A 15,138-nucleotide genomic window follows, 5' to 3' on the forward strand; every position below is an offset into this window, starting at 1 on the left:
GCATGGCGAAGAAGGCACTGGTCAACAAGGCCAACAGCAAACCGAAGTTCGCGGTGCGCGGCTACACCCGCTGCAACCGGTGCGGGCGTCCGCGTGCGGTCTTCCGCAAATTCGGCCTGTGCAGGATCTGCCTGCGCGAGATGGCGCACGCGGGTGAACTGCCCGGCGTGCAGAAGAGCAGCTGGTAAGCCAGGACAACCCGAGACCAACCCAGAACAGGTGCGCGACAGGCCCGTCCGGGAACCATCGCGAGGAAGGTTATAGACGCTGTCATGACAATGACGGACCCGATCGCAGACTTCTTGACACGTCTGCGCAACGCCAATTCGGCGTACCACGACGAGGTGACGTTGCCTCACTCGAAGATCAAGGCCAACATCGCCCAGATCCTCAAGAGCGAGGGCTACATCACCGACTTCCGCACCGAGGATGCTCGGGTCGGCAAGTCACTGATCGTTCAGCTCAAGTACGGCCCCAGCCGGGAGCGCAGCATCGCCGGCCTGCGCCGGGTGTCGAAGCCCGGCCTGCGGGTGTACGCCAAGTCCACCAACCTGCCGCGCGTTCTCGGCGGCCTGGGCGTGGCGATTATCTCGACCTCCTCGGGCCTGCTGACCGATCGTCAGGCAGCCAGACAGGGCGTGGGCGGCGAAGTCCTCGCGTACGTGTGGTGAGGGGATAGATATGTCACGTATTGGTAAGCAGCCGGTTCCGGTTCCGACCGGGGTCGACGTCACGATCGACGGCCAGAACGTCTCGGTCAAGGGGCCCAAGGGCGCCCTGAACCTGACGGTCGCCGAGCCGATCACGGTGTCGCGTAACGACGACGGCGCGATCGTGGTCGCCCGTCCCAACGATGAACGGCGCAACCGTTCGCTGCACGGGCTGTCCCGCACCCTGGTGTCCAACCTGGTCACCGGTGTGACGCAGGGCTACGAGACCAAGATGGAGATCTTCGGGGTCGGCTACCGCGTGCAGCTCAAGGGCGCCAACCTGGAGTTCGCGCTGGGCTACAGCCACCCGGTGGTGATCGAGGCGCCCGAGGGAATCACCTTCGCGGTGCAGTCGCCGACGAAGTTCTCGATCTCCGGGATCGACAAGCAAAAGGTCGGCCAGATCTCGGCGAACATCCGCCGCCTGCGCCGCCCCGACCCCTACAAGGGCAAGGGCGTGCGCTACGAGGGCGAGCAGATCCGCCGCAAGGTCGGAAAGACAGGTAAGTAATCATGGCGCAATCACAAGGTGACGCCGCCGCGCGTAAGCCGGTGGGCCAGAACATCTCCGCGACTCGCCGGGTCTCCCGACTGCGCAGGCACGCGCGGCTGCGTAAGAAGCTCGCGGGCACCCCGGAGCGTCCGCGCCTGGTGGTCAACCGGTCGTCGCGGCACATCCATGTGCAGCTGGTCAACGACGAGAACGGCACCACGGTGGCCGCCGCGTCCTCGATCGAGGACGACGTGCGCGGCCTCGACGGTGACAAGAAGGCCCGCAGCGTGCGGGTCGGCCAGTTGATCGCCGAGCGCGCCAAGGCCGCCGGAATCGACAGCGTCGTGTTCGACCGCGGCGGCTACACCTACGGCGGACGGATCGCGGCGCTGGCGGATGCCGCCCGCGAGAACGGATTGAGTTTCTAGATGAGCAAGAGCCTGAACAAGACCGGAAGGACCGCATAATGGCGGAACAGTCAGCCGGCGGCCCCGAGGCCCGCGGCGACAACCGCGACTCGCGCGGCGACAACCGTGACCGGGGTCGGCGCGACGGCGGTGGCCGTGGCCGCGACCGCGACGGCGACAAGAGCAACTACCTGGAGCGGGTCGTCGCGATCAACCGCGTGTCCAAGGTGGTCAAGGGTGGTCGACGCTTCAGCTTCACCGCCCTGGTCATCGTGGGTGACGGCGCCGGCATGGTCGGCGTCGGCTACGGCAAGGCCAAAGAGGTCCCGGCCGCCATCGCCAAGGGTGTCGAGGAGGCCCGCAAGGGCTTCTTCCGCGTTCCGCTGATCGGCGGCACCATCACGCACCCGGTGCAGGGTGAGGCGGCCGCCGGTGTGGTGCTGCTGCGCCCCGCCAGCCCCGGTACCGGTGTGATCGCCGGCGGCGCGGCGCGTGCGGTGCTGGAATGCGCCGGGGTGCGCGACATCCTGGCCAAGTCCCTGGGCAGCGACAACGCGATCAACGTCGTGCACGCGACCGTCACCGCGCTCAAGCTGCTGCAGCGCCCCGAAGAGGTGGCCGCCCGGCGCGGGCTGCCCATCGAGGACGTCGCCCCCGCCGGGATGCTGCGGGCGCGGCGCGAGAGCGACGCGCTGGCCGCCAGTGCCGCGCGAGAGGGAACGACACCGCAATGAGCCAACTGAAGATCACCCAGGTGCGCAGCACCATCGGCGCCCGCTGGAAGCAGCGCGAGAGCCTGCGCACCCTGGGCCTGCGGCGGATCCGCCACTCGGTGGTCCGCGACGACAACCCACAGATCCGCGGTCTGATCGCGGTGGTCAGCCACCTCGTCGAGGTGGAGCCGGCCGAGGCGACAGCCGCCGGCAGCGGAGGTAGCACGAAATGACGATCAAGCTGCACGACCTCAAGCCGGCGCGCGGGTCGAAGACCGCCCGCACCCGGGTCGGCCGCGGTGAGGGATCCAAGGGTAAGACCGCGGGCCGCGGCACCAAGGGCACCAAGGCCCGCAAGAACGTGCCGACCACCTTCGAGGGTGGGCAGATGCCGATCCACATGCGGCTGCCCAAGCTCAAGGGTTTCCGCAACCGATTCCGCACCGAGTACGAAGTGGTCAACGTCGGGGATATCAACCGGCTGTTCCCGCAGGGCGGCTCGATCGGCGTCGACGACCTGGTGGCCAAGGGTGCGGTGCGCCGCAACTCGCTGGTCAAGGTCCTCGGCGACGGCAAGCTGACCGTCTCGGTCGAGGTGTCCGCGCACAAGTTCAGCGGCAGCGCGCGCGAGAAGATCACCGCCGCGGGGGGCAGCGCCACCGAGCTGTGATCAGCTCAACCGCGGAATGACCTCTGCGGCAAGGCGTTCCATCTGTTCGCGGTTCTCGGGTACATCGACGCCGACGGGATTGAGCAGCAGCAGCTGCGCCCCGGCGTCGATGACCTCGCGTAGCCCCAGCACCACGTCGTCGGGGGTGCCGCAGACCGGCACGGCTTCGATTCCCGGGATCACGTTGCCGTAGATGCGGTCCAACCCTTTCAAGACCCGCTCGCGGGCCCGCGCCGCGTCGTCGTCCACCATGAGGTAGACCCGCTTCCCAATGGTGAAGCGCGCCGGGTCTTTGCCCTGCTCGTCGAGCTCGCGGCGCAGGATCGGCACCACCTTGGTGAAGGACTCGGTGGTCGACGAGCCGGCGCCCATGAACGCGTCGCCGTGACGGACCGCCCTGGCCAACGCCTTGGGCGCTAGACCGCCGAACCAGATCGGCGGGTGGGGGCGCTGCACCGGCTTGGGCGCGAAGGGGAGGTCGTCGACGTCGCGGAAGCGCCCGTGGTAGGTCACCCGGGGCTCGTCGGACCAGGCCGCCTTCATCAACTGCAGGCCTTCGGTGAAGTACGAGATGAAAGTGTTTTTGTCGACGCCGAACGCGGCGAAGCTGCGCCCGCCGCCGCCGGGCGCCACGCCGACGTCGAGGCGGCCGCGGCTGATCCGGTCCACCGTCGTGACGGCCGACGCCAGCTGCAGGGGTTCGTGCAGCGACGTCACCAGCACCGCGACGCCCAGGCGCAGCCGTTCGGTGCAGCCCGCGCAGAACGACAGCAACTCCAGCGGGGCCAGCAAGGGAGCCTCGCCGATCGTCTGCTCGAGCGTCCACGCCCCCTCGAAGCCCAGTTCCTCGGCGCGCGTCAGGAACGCGCGCAGCCCGTCGGCGTCGAATTCGTCGTAGTCGAACTGGGGGATGGCGATGCAAAACCTCACGGGCTCACCCTACGGCGCCCGATCGGTACGCTGCAGAACATGTTCGCCTTCCTGTCTGCCCTGCCCGGCGTCAGCGATATCCGCGCGCTGGCCGACCGCGTCGACACCGCCCGCCACCACGGCGTGCCCAACGGCGTCGTCCTCGAACTCGACCTGCGGGCGGTGCCGCCGGAGACCACGGGCTTCGATCCGCTGGCGCTCATCGCCGGCGGCAATCGGCCGGCGACGCTGCGCGACACCGTCGCCGCCATTCACCGCGCCGCCGAGGACCCGCGCGTCGCCGGGCTCATCGCGCGCGTCCAGCTCGCGGCCTCGCCGTCCGCGGCGGTGCAGGAACTGCGCGCCGCCGTCGCCGCCTTCACCGCCGTCAAGCCGTCGCTGGCCTGGGCCGAGACCTACCCGGGCACGCTGTCGTATTACCTGGCGTCGGCGTTCGGCGAGGTGTGGATGCAGCCGTCGGGCAGCGTCGGCCTGGTCGGGTTCGCCAGCAACGCCACCTTCCTGCGCGACGCCTTCGACAAGGCCGGTATCGAAGCCCAATTCGTCGCGCGCGGCGAATACAAGTCGGCCGCAAACCGTTTCACCGAGCCGGGTTTCACCGAGGCGCACCGCGAGGCCGTCACCCGGATGCTCGACAGCCTGCAGGAACAGGTGTGGCAGGCGGTGGTCGAATCGCGCAAGCTCGACCGCGCCGCGCTCGACGCCCTGGCCGACCGCGCCCCGCTGCTGCGCGACGACGCCGTCGCGTCGGGTCTGGTCGACCGGATCGGATTCCGCGACGAGGCTTACGCGCGGATCGCGGAACTCGCTGGCGTCGAAGCTGTTTCCTCCGATGACCCCTCGGACGACGAGCCGCCGCGGCTGTACCTGGCGCGCTACGCCGGTGCGGCGCGCCCGCGGCTGGCCCCGCCGGTGCCGTCGGTCCCGGGTCGCCGGGCCAAGCCGGTCCTCGCGGTGGTCCACGTCGACGGGACGATCGTCGACGGCCGCGGCGGCCCGCAGTTCCTGCCGTTCGGGTCCAGCACGGTGGGCGGTGACACGATCGCGGCGGCGCTGCGGGAAGCCACCGCCGACGAGAACGTTGCCGCGATCGTGTTGCGCGTGAACAGTCCTGGCGGTTCGGTCACCGCGTCGGAGACCATCTGGCGGGAGGTGAAGCGGGCGCGCACGGGCGGCAAGCCGGTGGTGGCGTCGATGGGCACGGTCGCCGCCTCGGGTGGTTACTACATCTCGGCGGCGGCCGACGCCATCGTCGCGAACCCAGCGACGATCACCGGTTCGATCGGGGTGATCACCGGCAAGCTGGTGATCCGCGACCTGCTCGAGCGGCTCGGCGTTGGCTCGGACACCGTGCGCACCAACGCCAACGCCGACGCCTGGGCCATCGACGCGCCGTTCACGCCCGAGCAGCGCGCCCACCGCGAGGCGGAGGCCGACCTGGTCTACGACGACTTCGTGCACCGGGTGGCCGAGGGCCGCAACCTGACCACCGACGCCGTGGATCGGGTTGCGCGGGGCCGGGTTTGGACCGGCGCGGACGCCCTCGACCGCGGGTTGGTCGACGAACTCGGCGGGTTCCGAACCGCAGTGCGCCGGGCCAAGGTGCTCGCCGGGCTGGACGAGGACGCGAGCGTCCGAATCGTCAGCTACCCGAGCGCGTCGCTGATGGACTTCGTGCGGCCGCGGGCCTCCTCGCAACCGGCCGCCGCCTCCGTGCCGGACGCCGTGGGCGCGATCCTGAGTCGCGTGATCGCCGGCGCGGTGGCGGAAGTGGAGCGATCGGTGACCGGGGCCAGCGTGCTGTGGGTGGGCCGGGAGCGCCTGTAGGCGCTACCCGGCCAGCCTGCCGCTGATGAAGATGATCTCGCCAAGCGGGTCGTCCTCGTCGGGGGCGGGCGGCTCAATCCCGTTGCGGGCGAACAGTTCTGCGCGGGTAACACCTTCCGCGGACCAGCCCGCACCGGACAGGTAGTCGACGACGTGATGGCGTTCGCCGGTGTAGACGAGCGACGCCATGTCGATGTCGACGCCGTGCCGGCGGAACGACTCGGACAGCTCGCGGGCCCGATCGACGTCGAAATCGATGATGCCGGGCACGAATTCGGTGGCGATCGCGCTGCCCGGCGCGCTGAGCGCGGTGATGTCGTCGAACAACCGATCTTGGGCCTGCGGCGGCAGGTAGATCAGCAGCCCCTCGGCCAGCCAGGCCGTCGGCGCCGCCGGATCGAAACCGGCCGCCTTGAGCGCGGCCGGCCAGTCCGCGCGCAGGTCGATGGGCACGGTGCGGCGCTGCGCGGTGGGCTCGGCGCCGATCTCGGCGAGCGTCGCGGTCTTGAATTCGATGACGCGCGGCTGGTCGATCTCGTAGACCACGCTGCCGGCCGGCCAGGGCAACCGGTAGGCGCGCGCGTCCAGTCCGGAGGCCAGAATCACCGCCTGACGCACCCCGGCGGCCATGGCGTCGGCGAAGTAATCGTCGAAGTACTTGGTGCGCACCGCCATTCCGTCGGAGATGGCCTGCAGGCGCTCGGGCGACATGTTGTCGATCGCGTCGAGGTCGAGCTGGCCGTCCATCATCTTGGTGAAGAAGTCCAGCCCAACGGCGCGCACTAGCGGCGCGGCGAACGGGTCATCGATCAGGCCGCGGGGGTCCTTGGTCGCCATCGCGCGGCCGGCCGCCACCATGGTCGCGGTCGCCCCCACGCTGGAGGCCAGGTCCCACTCGTCGTCGTGCGTGCGAGGCATGGGACAAACCCTACCGAGCGGATCAGTCGCGGGTCGCGGCGACGTAGTGCAGGTCGCCGAAGGCCGCCAGCTCGGTCTCCGGGAACTCAAATCCGTTGCGCGCGTACAGCTCCTTGGCGGGGTGGGCGGTCACCTGCCAACCGTGCTCGCTCAGGTAGTCGACCACGACGTTGCGCTCACCCTGGTAGAACAGGTCGGCCGCATCGAGGTCGAACCCGGCGCGGCGCCACCGCTCCGTGATGCTCTGGATCCGCTCGTTGGTGAACGCGTTCGGGTCTGGCACGTGTTCGGTCGCCAGCCGGCTGCCCGGCGCACTGAGCGCGGTGATGTGGTCGAACAGCCGGTCCTGCGCCTCCGGCGGCAGGTAGGGCAGCAACCCCTCGGCGCTCCACGCGGTCGGCTGGTCGACGTCGAAGCCGTGCTGGCGCAACGCCGCCGGCCAGTCGTCGCGCAGGTCGATGGCGACGGCGCGGCGCTCGGCGGTCGGCTCGGCGCCGAGCCCGGCCAGCGTGGTGCTCTTGAACTCGATCACCCGCGGCTGGTCCACCTCGTAGACGACGGTCCCGGCCGGCCAGGCCAGCCGGTAGGCCCGGGTGTCCAGGCCGGACGCCAAGATCACCGCCTGGCGGACACCCGCACCGGCGGCGCCGGTGAAGAAGTCGTCGAAAAACCTGGTGCGCACGGTCATCTGCTCGATCCGGGTGCGCCGGTTCAGCAGCGGGTCGTCGTCGAAGTCGAGGTCGCCGTCGATGATCCGGATGAACGGGTCCAGCCCCACGGCGCGCACCAGGGGATCGGCCCAGGGGTCGTCGAGCAGCGCGTCGGGCCCCTGGGAGGCGAGCGCACGAGACGCCGCGACCATCGTCGCGGTCGCGCCCACGCTGGACGCCAGATCCCAGCTGTCACCCTCGGTTCGTCCAGTGTTGGCAGTCATCGGCCGCGCTCCTATTCCGCGTTCTTGGTCAGGGTGCCGCTGGTGTAAAGCATCTCGCCCATCCGCATGTCGTCGTCGTCGAACGGCGGAAGACCGTTGGCGGCGAACAGGTCTCGGATGCTGGCGCTGGTCAGCTCCCAGCCTTGGGCGCCGAGGTACGGTACCGCCTCGTTGCGCTCACCGAAGTAGACCAGCCCGGCCATGTCCAGGTCGAAGCCGTGCGCGCGCCAGCGCTCGGAGATCGCGCGCATGCGCTCCTTGAGCTTGTCCTCTTCACCCGGTTCGGGGTTGGGCGCGCTTTCGGTGGCGAGCCGGCTCCCCGGTGCGCTGAGTTCGGTGATCGTGTCGAGCAGACGGTCCTGCGCCTCCGGCGGCAGGTAGCCCAGCAGGCCCTCGGCGCTCCAGGCGGACGGCCGGTCCGGGTCGAAGCCGGCGGCGCGCAGCGCGGCCGGCCAGTCGTCGCGCAGGTCGACCGCCACCACGCGGCGCTCGGCCGTGGGTTGGGCGCCGAGCTCGGCCAGTGTGCGGGTCTTGAACTCGATCACCTCGGGCTGGTCCACCTCGTACACGACGGTGCCGGCCGGCCAGGCGAGCCGGTACGCCCGGGCGTCCAGGCCCGAGGCGAGGATGACCACCTGCTCGATGCCCGCGTTGGTCGCGTTGAGGAAGAACTCGTCGAAGAACTTGGTGCGGACGGCCATGTTGTCGGCCATCCGGGACATCGCGCCGGTGGACCCCGTCGCGCCGTCGTGCACGTCGTTGAGTTCGCCGGGGTCCAGCTCGCCGCTGGCGAGCTTCGTCAGCAGGTCGACCCCGACTGCGCGGACCAGCGGTTCGGCGAACGGATCGTCGATCAGCGGCCGCTCGGCGCGGGTCGCCATCGCGCGCGCCGCGGCGACCATGGTCGCGGTCGCGCCCACGCTGGACGCCAGATCCCAGGTGTCGCCGTCATACCTCGTCGAACTCATGAACCGCCCCTCACAAAATAGTTAGTCGTCCTCAGTTAATAATTAGCCGATATAACCACCACTTTACGCCTCCCGGCGGTGCGGGCAACCGCCAGACGTCGTCGCGCGGCCACCCGCACGCCGCGACGAAGTTACGGTCGGATGTAGCGCGATCCGCCCACCGGCGTTCTAGGCTGATGCAATGACCGACCACGACCGCAAAGCCGCCCGCCGCGAGATCGCCGACGCCCTGTCCAAAGCCGTGGAGCGGCGGCACGAAATCGCCGACGCCGTCGTGGAATCCGAGAACCTGGCGGCGGCGGTCGCGGCGATCGCCGCCCTGCTGGAGACCAACGCGGCGGCCGCCGAAGCGGTGATGAGCATGTCGTTCGATCAGCTCACCATCGACTCGCGGCGCAAGATCCTCGCCGAACTCGAAGACCTCAACGCCCAGCTCAGCTTCACCCTGGGCGAGCGCCCGGCGAGTTCGGGGGACACCCTGGAGCTGCGGCCGTTCTCGGCGACCGAGGACCGCGACATCTTCGCGGTCCGCACCGAGGAGATGGGAGCGGCCGGCGACGGTTCCGGCGGCCCGGCCGGCAACCTCGACGACGAGATCAGCGCCGCCTTGCACCGCGTCGACGACGAAGAGGCCGCCTGGTTCGTGGCCGTCGACTCCGGGCAGAAGGTGGGGATGGTGTTCGGCGAGCTGGCCCACGGCGAGGTCTCCGTACGCATCTGGATCCACCCCGACCACCGCAAGCGGGGCTACGGCACCGCCGCGCTGCGCAAGTCACGCTCGGAGATGGCGTGGTGTTTCCCGGCGGTGCCGATGGTCGTCCGCGCGCCGGCGGCCAACCCGCGCTGACTCCCTATTGCAGCACCGCGGTGACGGCGATGCTGTTCTGCAGCGACTCCAGGCTGTCGCCCGGCGGAATCGTGAGCCCGGCCTCGGCGAACATGTCCGCGCGGGTGCGCGTCGACACCTGCCACCCGCGGGCGCTAAGGTAGTCGGCCGCGGGGGTGCGCTCGCCGTAATAGACCAGGTTCGACACGTCGACGTCGAACCCGTACGGCCCCCAGCGGCGCGCCATCGCCTTGGTCCGTCGTTCCAGCAGTGGCATTCCGTCGCGGTGGTATTCGGTCGCCAGCCGGCTGCCCGGGGCGCTCAGCGCGGTGATGGCGTCGAACAGCTTGTCCTGCGCCTCGGGCGGCAGGTACATCAGCAATCCCTCGGCGCTCCATGCGCTGGGCCGCGACTCGTCGAAGCCCGCCTGGCGCAGCGGCGTCAGCCAGTCGTCGCGCAGGTCGACCGCGACGGTCCGCCGGTCCGCGGTGGGCTCGGCGCCCAGCCGCGCCAGCGTGGCGGACTTGAACTCGATCACCGCCGGCTGGTCGACCTCGTAGACGACCGTCCCCGCCGGCCACGGCAGGCGGTACGGGCGTGAGTCGAGTCCGGAGGCGAGGATGACGGCCTGGCCGACGCCGGCGGCGGTCGCGTCGGTGAAGAAATCGTCGAAGAAGCGGGTGCGGGTGGCCATCATGTTGACCATCCGCTGCAGGTTGTATTCGACGTCGTGGTCGGCGTCGGGTTCCAGGCCGCCGGTCTCGTCGGTGATCTCGCCGTCGAGCACGCGGATGAAAAATTCCTTGCCCACCGCGCGGACCAGGGGGTCGGCGAACGGGTCGTCGATCAGCGCGTCGGCGCGCTTGCTGGCCAGCGCCCGGGCGGCGGCCACCCACGTCGCCGTCGCGCCCACGCTGGAGGCCAGATCCCAGGTGTCTTGGTCGGTGCGTGTCATCCTGCGCCCTTCTCGGTCAGCGTCGCCGTCACGTACTTGATGTCCCCGAAAGCGGCCGTCGAGTCCTGTGGGAAATCGAATCCGTTGTGCGCGTAGAGCTCCGGGGTGCCGTGCGCGGTGGATTCCCACCCGCGCTCCGCCAGGTAGGCCACCACGTCGTGGCGTTCGCCGGCGTACACCAGGTCCTTCCAGTCCAGGTCCAGCCCGAGCCGCCGCCAGCGCTGGCTGATGTCGCGGCCCCGCTTCTCGATGCGGTCGCGGATGTCCGGGACGTAGCCGGTGCCGATCCGGCTCCCGGCGGCGGATAGCGCGGTGATGTTGTCGAACAGGCGGTCCTGCGCGTCGGGCGGCAGGTAACCGAGCAGCCCTTCGGCGATCCACGCCGTCGGGCGCGCCGCGTCGAACCCGTGGTCGCGCAGGGCGGCTGGCCAGTCGTCGCGCAGGTCGACGCCCACCGCGCGGCGGTCGGCGGCCGGGCTCGCGCCCAGATCGGCCAGGGTGCGGGTCTTGAATTCGATGACCGTCGGTTGGTCGATCTCGAAGAGCACGGTGCCCGCCGGCCACGGCAACCGGTAGGCGCGGGTGTCAAGCCCGGACGCCAGGATGACGGCCTGACGAATACCGGCGTCGGTGGCGTCGCGGAAGAACGCGTCGAAGAACCGGGTGCGCACGGCCATGCCCTCGCTGAGCCGCCGGGCCGTGAACGCGGGGTCGTCCTCGGCGACCTCGATGTCACCGTTCATCATGCGGATGAAGGCGTCGACGCCGACGGCGGTCACCAACGGTTCGGCGTAAGGGTCGTCGAGCAGCGGGTCGGGGCCCTTGGAGGCCAGCGCCCGCCGGGCGGCCACCGCGGTGGCGGTGGCGCCGACGCTGGACGCCAGATCCCACGTGTCGCCGTCGAAACGCTGGGTGTTGGTGGTCATGGCGCCCCTATCCCAGCGTGGCGACGACGGAGACGATGTTGCGCAGTTGCGAGGTTTCGTCGTCCGGGAAGGCCAGTCCGTAGTCGGCGAAGTACTCGCGCCGCTCCCGCGTGCTCACGTGCCAGCCCAGGCCGCCGAGATAGTCCACGACGTTGCTGCGCTCGCCGTCGAAGAACAGCCCCGACAGGTCGATGTCGCACCCGATGTTGGCCCACCGCTCGTTGAACTGCTTCGCGCGCTCGCTCATCGTGCGGCCGGAGTCGCCGTGGTACTCGGTGGCCAGCTTGCTTCCCGGGGCGCTGAGCGCGGTGATGTTGTCGAACAGCCGGTCCTGCGCCTCGGGCGGCAGGTACATCAGCAGGCCCTCGGCGCTCCAGGCGCTCGGCTGGGACACGTCGAACCCCGCGGCCCGCAGGGCGGCCGGCCAGTCGTCGCGCAGGTCGATGCTGACCGTGCGCCGCTCCGCAGTGGGCGTGGCGCCCAGGCCGGCCATCGTGGTGCTTTTGAACTCCACCACTTGCGGTTGGTCCACCTCGTAGACGACGGTCCCGGCCGGCCAGCTCAGGCGGTAGGCCCGGGCGTCGAGGCCGGCGGCCAGGATCACCGACTGGCGGATCCCGTCGCGGGCGGCGTTGAGGAAGAAGTCGTCGAAGAAGCGGGTGCGCACGGCGATCGAGTCGGTTTCGAGCTGCAGGTCCTGCTCGCCGCCGTCGGGGCCGGCCTCGATGTCGTGGTCCACCAGGCGGCGGAAGAACTCCAGCCCGACTGCGCGCACCAGCGGCGCGGCGAAGGGGTCGTCGATGATGGGGTGGGGGCCCTCGCTGGCCAGCGCGCGTGCCGCGGCGACCATGGTGGCGGTCGCGCCGACGCTGGAGGCCAAGTCCCAGGTGTCTTGATCGGTGCGTGTCATGCTGCTCCTGTTTCAAATATTTAGCAAAAGCAACGAGCGACTCGTACTTTACGCCTATTCGCTTTGCATTTCCTGTGACCTTTTCGGGTGCGGCGCGGGCGCGTGGCGGCGGCCGGCGCGGGCTGCTAGACGGCCCTTGACCGGAGCCGTCCCGGTCAGCTGTTAGTCTCGTACACGGTTTGACGCGCGACGCCGTACGTCCTGGCCTGCGAGTGTTGGGCGCGTAATTGCAGGATCACACCCCGGCTGCGCAGGAGGAAGAGTGCTTTCGGCTTTCATCTCATCGCTGCGGACAGTCGATCTGAGACGGAAGATCCTCTTCACGCTTGGCATCGTCGTCCTCTACCGCGTCGGCGCCGCGCTGCCGTCGCCCGGCGTCAACTACCCCAACGTGCAGCAGTGCATCAAAGAGGCCAGCGGCGGCGCGGCCGGACAGATCTACTCGCTGATCAATCTGTTCTCCGGCGGGGCGCTGCTCAAGCTCACGGTCTTCGCGGTGGGCGTGATGCCGTACATCACCGCCAGCATCATCGTGCAGCTGCTCACGGTCGTCATCCCGCGGTTCGAGGAACTGCGCAAGGAGGGCCAGTCCGGCCAGGCCAAGATGACGCAGTACACCCGCTACCTGGCGATCGCGCTGGCCATCCTGCAGGCCACCAGCATCGTGGCCCTGGCCGCCAACGGCGGGCTGCTGCAGGGCTGCTCGCTGGACATCATCGCCGACCAGAGCATCTTCACGCTGGTCGTCATCGTCTTGGTGATGACCAGCGGCGCCGCCCTGGTCATGTGGATGGGTGAGCTGATCACCGAGCGCGGCATCGGCAACGGCATGTCGTTGCTGATCTTCGTCGGCATCGCCGCCCGCATCCCCGCCGAGGGCAAGTCCATCCTGGACAGCCGCGGCGGTGCGATCTTCGCGGCGGTGTGCGTCGCCGCGCTGCTCATCATCGTCGGCGTGGTGTTCGTCGAGCAGGGTCAGCGCCGCATCCCCGTGCAGTACGCCAAGCGCATGGTGGGCCGGCGCATGTACGGCGGGACGTCGACGTACCTGCCGCTCAAGGTGAACCAGGCCGGCGTCATCCCGGTCATTTTCGCCTCGTCGCTCATCTACATTCCGCACCTGATCACCCAGCTGATCCGCAGCGGCAGCGGCGGCGTCGGCAACAGCTGGTGGGACAAGTTCGTCGGCAGCTACCTGTCCGACCCGAGCGACCCCATCTACATCAGCATCTACTTCGGCTTGATCATCTTCTTCACGTACTTCTACGTCTCGATCACGTTCAACCCCGACGAGCGGGCCGACGAGATGAAGAAGTTCGGCGGGTTCATCCCCGGCATCCGGCCGGGGAAACCCACCGCCGACTACCTGCGTTACGTGCTGAGCCGGATCACCCTGCCGGGCTCGATCTACCTCGGCGCGATCTCGGTGTTGCCGAACCTCTTCCTGCAGATCGGCAACGGCGGAGCGGTGCAGAACTTGCCGTTCGGCGGTACCGCGGTTTTGATCATGATTGGCGTCGGCTTGGATACGGTCAAGCAGATCGAGAGTCAGCTGATGCAGCGCAACTATGAAGGGTTCCTCAAGTGAGAGTCGTTTTGCTGGGGCCTCCCGGGGCGGGCAAGGGAACGCAGGCTCAAAAGCTCTCCGAGAAGTTGGGGATCCCGCATCTGTCCACCGGTGATCTGTTCCGCAGCAACATCGAGAACGGCACCGAGTTGGGGCTGGAGGCCAAGCGTTACCTGGATGCCGGTGATTTGGTGCCCTCGGAGTTGACCAATCAGCTCGTCGCGGACCGTCTCGATGATCCCGACGTCGCCAACGGGTTCATCCTGGACGGGTATCCGCGCTCGGTGGAGCAGGCCAAGGCGTTGCACGGCATGCTCGAGCGCCGGGGTGGGGACATCGATGCGGTGTTGGAGTTTCGGGTGTCTGAGGACGAGTTGTTGCAGCGGCTCAAGGGCCGCGGGCGTGCCGATGACACCGAGGAGATCATCATCAACCGGATGAAGGTCTACCGCGACGAGACCGCGCCGCTGCTGGACTACTACCGCGACGAGCTCAAGACCGTCGACGCCGTCGGAACCATGGACGAGGTCTTCGCCCGCGCGCTGCAAGCGCTGGGCCAGTAATCGTGACGCTGGCGCGGCTGCGCAGCCGCAAAGTCGTGCCGCAGCGGAGCGCCGGTGAACTCGACGCCATGGCCGCGGCGGGCGTGGCGGTCGCGGCGGCGTTGCACGCGGTCCGCGCGGCCGCGATCGCCGGGGTGTCGACGCTGAGCCTCGACGAGATCGCCGAATCGGTGATCCGCGAGGCGGGCGCCGTCCCGTCGTTCCTGGGCTACCACGGCTACCCGGCGTCGATCTGCTCCTCGGTGAACGAGCGGGTGGTCCACGGAATCCCCTCGGCGGCCGAAACCCTGACGCCGGGCGACCTGGTGTCCATCGACTGCGGCGCGGTGCTCGACGGCTGGCACGGCGACGCCGCGATCACCTTCGGGGTGGGCGCGCTGAGCGAGGCCGACGACGTCCTGTCGCGGGCCACCAGGGAGTCGCTGGAGGCCGGCATCGCGGCGATGGTCGCCGGCAACCGCCTGACCGACGTCTCGCACGCCATCGAGACCGGCACCCGCGCGGCCGCCGAGCGCTACGGCCGGGCGTTCGGCATCGTGGAGGGTTACGGCGGCCATGGCATCGGCCGGCACATGCACATGGACCCCTTCCTGCCCAACGAGGGTGCACCCGGGCGCGGCCCGCTGCTGGCGCCGGGATCCGTGCTGGCCATCGAGCCGATGCTGACCCTGGGCACCGGCAAGACCGTGGTGCTCGACGACGAGTGGACGGTCACCACCACCGACGGCTCGCGTGCGGCACACTGGGAACACACGGTTGCGGTCACCGACTCCGGGCCGCGCATCCTGACCTTGGGCGCCGAACTGAACTGACCAGCCGTT

General features: G+C 69.4%; 19 protein-coding genes. 12 read left to right on the top strand and 7 right to left on the bottom strand.

Annotated elements, in window-relative coordinates; all coding sequences use genetic code 11:
• The first annotated feature begins 2 nt into the window (after window positions 1–2).
• The 7 genes from A5700_RS11615 to rplO all read left to right on the top strand — a co-directional run bounded on the left by A5700_RS11615 (window position 3) and on the right by rplO (window position 2,993).
• The gene (locus A5700_RS11615; RefSeq protein ID WP_068073396.1) at window positions 3–188 is read left to right on the top strand and encodes a type Z 30S ribosomal protein S14; all 186 of its coding nucleotides are present in this window, start codon (window positions 3–5) and stop codon (window positions 186–188) included.
• A gap of 84 nt (window positions 189–272) precedes the next feature.
• Window positions 273–671 carry a 30S ribosomal protein S8 gene (gene rpsH / locus A5700_RS11620; RefSeq protein ID WP_068073394.1) on the top strand — a complete coding sequence of 133 codons (399 nt, stop codon included), beginning with the start codon at window positions 273–275 and terminating at the stop codon, window positions 669–671.
• A 10-nt stretch (window positions 672–681) separates the two neighbouring features.
• Window positions 682–1,221: a 50S ribosomal protein L6 gene (rplF, locus tag A5700_RS11625; protein WP_068073392.1), complete on the top strand. Its 540-nt coding sequence runs from the start codon at window positions 682–684 to the stop codon at window positions 1,219–1,221.
• Between the two features lie 41 nt (window positions 1,222–1,262).
• Window positions 1,263–1,631, top strand: coding sequence for a 50S ribosomal protein L18 (gene rplR, locus A5700_RS11630; RefSeq protein WP_082959780.1), 369 nt, complete (start codon window positions 1,263–1,265; stop codon window positions 1,629–1,631).
• Between the two features lie 38 nt (window positions 1,632–1,669).
• Complete coding sequence (rpsE, locus tag A5700_RS11635) at window positions 1,670–2,344, top strand: 30S ribosomal protein S5 (RefSeq protein WP_068073388.1); 675 nt, start codon at window positions 1,670–1,672, stop codon at window positions 2,342–2,344.
• Window positions 2,341–2,556, top strand: a complete 216-nt coding sequence (gene rpmD / locus A5700_RS11640) for a 50S ribosomal protein L30 (RefSeq protein ID WP_068073386.1) — start codon at window positions 2,341–2,343, stop codon at window positions 2,554–2,556. Before rpsE ends, rpmD begins: the two co-directional genes overlap by 4 nt.
• Entirely contained in the window at window positions 2,553–2,993 is a 441-nt protein-coding gene (gene rplO / locus A5700_RS11645; protein ID WP_068073384.1) for a 50S ribosomal protein L15, read from the top strand. Before rpmD ends, rplO begins: the two co-directional genes overlap by 4 nt.
• Here rplO and A5700_RS11650 read toward each other — a convergent pair whose 3' ends face one another.
• Window positions 2,994–3,923: an LLM class flavin-dependent oxidoreductase gene (locus A5700_RS11650; RefSeq protein ID WP_068073382.1), complete on the bottom strand. Its 930-nt coding sequence runs from the start codon at window positions 3,921–3,923 to the stop codon at window positions 2,994–2,996.
• Between the two features lie 39 nt (window positions 3,924–3,962).
• On the opposite strand from A5700_RS11650, the gene sppA reads away from it, so the two are divergent.
• Window positions 3,963–5,750 (top strand): signal peptide peptidase SppA, encoded by a 1,788-nt coding sequence (gene sppA, locus A5700_RS11655; protein ID WP_068073381.1) that lies wholly within the window; start codon window positions 3,963–3,965, stop codon window positions 5,748–5,750.
• 3 nt (window positions 5,751–5,753) lie between these two features.
• On the opposite strand, the gene A5700_RS11660 is transcribed toward sppA, so the two are convergent.
• The 3 genes from A5700_RS11660 to A5700_RS11670 are packed head-to-tail and all read right to left on the bottom strand — an operon-like array spanning window position 5,754 to window position 8,570.
• Window positions 5,754–6,668 carry a class I SAM-dependent methyltransferase gene (locus tag A5700_RS11660; RefSeq protein ID WP_068073379.1) on the bottom strand — a complete coding sequence of 305 codons (915 nt, stop codon included), beginning with the start codon at window positions 6,666–6,668 and terminating at the stop codon, window positions 5,754–5,756.
• Between the two features lie 22 nt (window positions 6,669–6,690).
• The gene (locus A5700_RS11665) at window positions 6,691–7,602 is read right to left on the bottom strand and encodes a class I SAM-dependent methyltransferase (protein WP_068073377.1); all 912 of its coding nucleotides are present in this window, start codon (window positions 7,600–7,602) and stop codon (window positions 6,691–6,693) included.
• A gap of 11 nt (window positions 7,603–7,613) precedes the next feature.
• Window positions 7,614–8,570, bottom strand: coding sequence for a class I SAM-dependent methyltransferase (locus A5700_RS11670; RefSeq protein ID WP_068073375.1), 957 nt, complete (start codon window positions 8,568–8,570; stop codon window positions 7,614–7,616).
• Window positions 8,571–8,751: 181 nt separating this feature from the next.
• Between A5700_RS11670 and A5700_RS11675 the strand changes: the two genes are divergently transcribed.
• Window positions 8,752–9,417 (top strand): GNAT family N-acetyltransferase, encoded by a 666-nt coding sequence (locus A5700_RS11675; protein ID WP_068073373.1) that lies wholly within the window; start codon window positions 8,752–8,754, stop codon window positions 9,415–9,417.
• Between the two features lie 4 nt (window positions 9,418–9,421).
• On the opposite strand, the gene A5700_RS11680 is transcribed toward A5700_RS11675, so the two are convergent.
• Genes A5700_RS11680 through A5700_RS11690 form a run of 3 tightly spaced genes read right to left on the bottom strand, consistent with a single transcriptional unit; the run spans window position 9,422 to window position 12,187 of the window.
• Window positions 9,422–10,351, bottom strand: coding sequence for a class I SAM-dependent methyltransferase (locus tag A5700_RS11680; protein WP_068073371.1), 930 nt, complete (start codon window positions 10,349–10,351; stop codon window positions 9,422–9,424).
• Window positions 10,348–11,277 (bottom strand): class I SAM-dependent methyltransferase, encoded by a 930-nt coding sequence (locus A5700_RS11685; protein WP_068073369.1) that lies wholly within the window; start codon window positions 11,275–11,277, stop codon window positions 10,348–10,350. Before A5700_RS11685 ends, A5700_RS11680 begins: the two co-directional genes overlap by 4 nt.
• A gap of 7 nt (window positions 11,278–11,284) precedes the next feature.
• Window positions 11,285–12,187, bottom strand: coding sequence for a class I SAM-dependent methyltransferase (locus tag A5700_RS11690; protein WP_068073367.1), 903 nt, complete (start codon window positions 12,185–12,187; stop codon window positions 11,285–11,287).
• A gap of 262 nt (window positions 12,188–12,449) precedes the next feature.
• On the opposite strand from A5700_RS11690, the gene secY reads away from it, so the two are divergent.
• The 3 genes from secY to map are packed head-to-tail and all read left to right on the top strand — an operon-like array spanning window position 12,450 to window position 15,129.
• Window positions 12,450–13,775, top strand: a complete 1,326-nt coding sequence (gene secY, locus A5700_RS11695) for a preprotein translocase subunit SecY (RefSeq protein WP_068073365.1) — start codon at window positions 12,450–12,452, stop codon at window positions 13,773–13,775.
• On the top strand, window positions 13,772–14,317 hold the full coding sequence (locus A5700_RS11700) for an adenylate kinase (RefSeq protein WP_068204755.1): 546 nt from the start codon (window positions 13,772–13,774) through the stop codon (window positions 14,315–14,317). Before secY ends, A5700_RS11700 begins: the two co-directional genes overlap by 4 nt.
• Window positions 14,317–15,129, top strand: a complete 813-nt coding sequence (gene map / locus A5700_RS11705) for a type I methionyl aminopeptidase (RefSeq protein WP_068204758.1) — start codon at window positions 14,317–14,319, stop codon at window positions 15,127–15,129. The genes A5700_RS11700 and map overlap by 1 nt, the downstream gene beginning before the upstream one ends.
• The last annotated feature ends 9 nt before the right edge of the window (window positions 15,130–15,138 follow it).

The sequence above is a fragment of the Mycobacterium sp. E1214 genome, assembly GCF_001666755.1.
In the GTDB taxonomy this organism is placed as follows: Bacteria; Actinomycetota; Actinomycetes; order Mycobacteriales; family Mycobacteriaceae; genus Mycobacterium.

What these genes read in the sequence shown, in the direction of transcription:
- rplF (WP_068073392.1), top strand. Translation starts at nt 682, where the DNA reads ATGTCACGTATTGGTAAGCAGCCGGTTCCGGTTCCGACCGGGGTCGAC.
- sppA (WP_068073381.1), top strand. Translation starts at nt 3,963, where the DNA reads ATGTTCGCCTTCCTGTCTGCCCTGCCCGGCGTCAGCGATATCCGCGCG.
- rplO (WP_068073384.1), top strand. Translation starts at nt 2,553, where the DNA reads ATGACGATCAAGCTGCACGACCTCAAGCCGGCGCGCGGGTCGAAGACC.
- A5700_RS11665 (WP_068073377.1), bottom strand. Translation starts at nt 7,602, where the DNA reads ATGACTGCCAACACTGGACGAACCGAGGGTGACAGCTGGGATCTGGCG.
- rpsH (WP_068073394.1), top strand. Translation starts at nt 273, where the DNA reads ATGACAATGACGGACCCGATCGCAGACTTCTTGACACGTCTGCGCAAC.
- A5700_RS11660 (WP_068073379.1), bottom strand. Translation starts at nt 6,668, where the DNA reads ATGCCTCGCACGCACGACGACGAGTGGGACCTGGCCTCCAGCGTGGGG.
- rpmD (WP_068073386.1), top strand. Translation starts at nt 2,341, where the DNA reads ATGAGCCAACTGAAGATCACCCAGGTGCGCAGCACCATCGGCGCCCGC.
- A5700_RS11675 (WP_068073373.1), top strand. Translation starts at nt 8,752, where the DNA reads ATGACCGACCACGACCGCAAAGCCGCCCGCCGCGAGATCGCCGACGCC.
- A5700_RS11685 (WP_068073369.1), bottom strand. Translation starts at nt 11,277, where the DNA reads ATGACCACCAACACCCAGCGTTTCGACGGCGACACGTGGGATCTGGCG.
- rpsE (WP_068073388.1), top strand. Translation starts at nt 1,670, where the DNA reads ATGGCGGAACAGTCAGCCGGCGGCCCCGAGGCCCGCGGCGACAACCGC.
- A5700_RS11680 (WP_068073371.1), bottom strand. Translation starts at nt 10,351, where the DNA reads ATGACACGCACCGACCAAGACACCTGGGATCTGGCCTCCAGCGTGGGC.
- A5700_RS11615 (WP_068073396.1), top strand. Translation starts at nt 3, where the DNA reads ATGGCGAAGAAGGCACTGGTCAACAAGGCCAACAGCAAACCGAAGTTC.
- A5700_RS11690 (WP_068073367.1), bottom strand. Translation starts at nt 12,187, where the DNA reads ATGACACGCACCGATCAAGACACCTGGGACTTGGCCTCCAGCGTCGGC.
- A5700_RS11670 (WP_068073375.1), bottom strand. Translation starts at nt 8,570, where the DNA reads ATGAGTTCGACGAGGTATGACGGCGACACCTGGGATCTGGCGTCCAGC.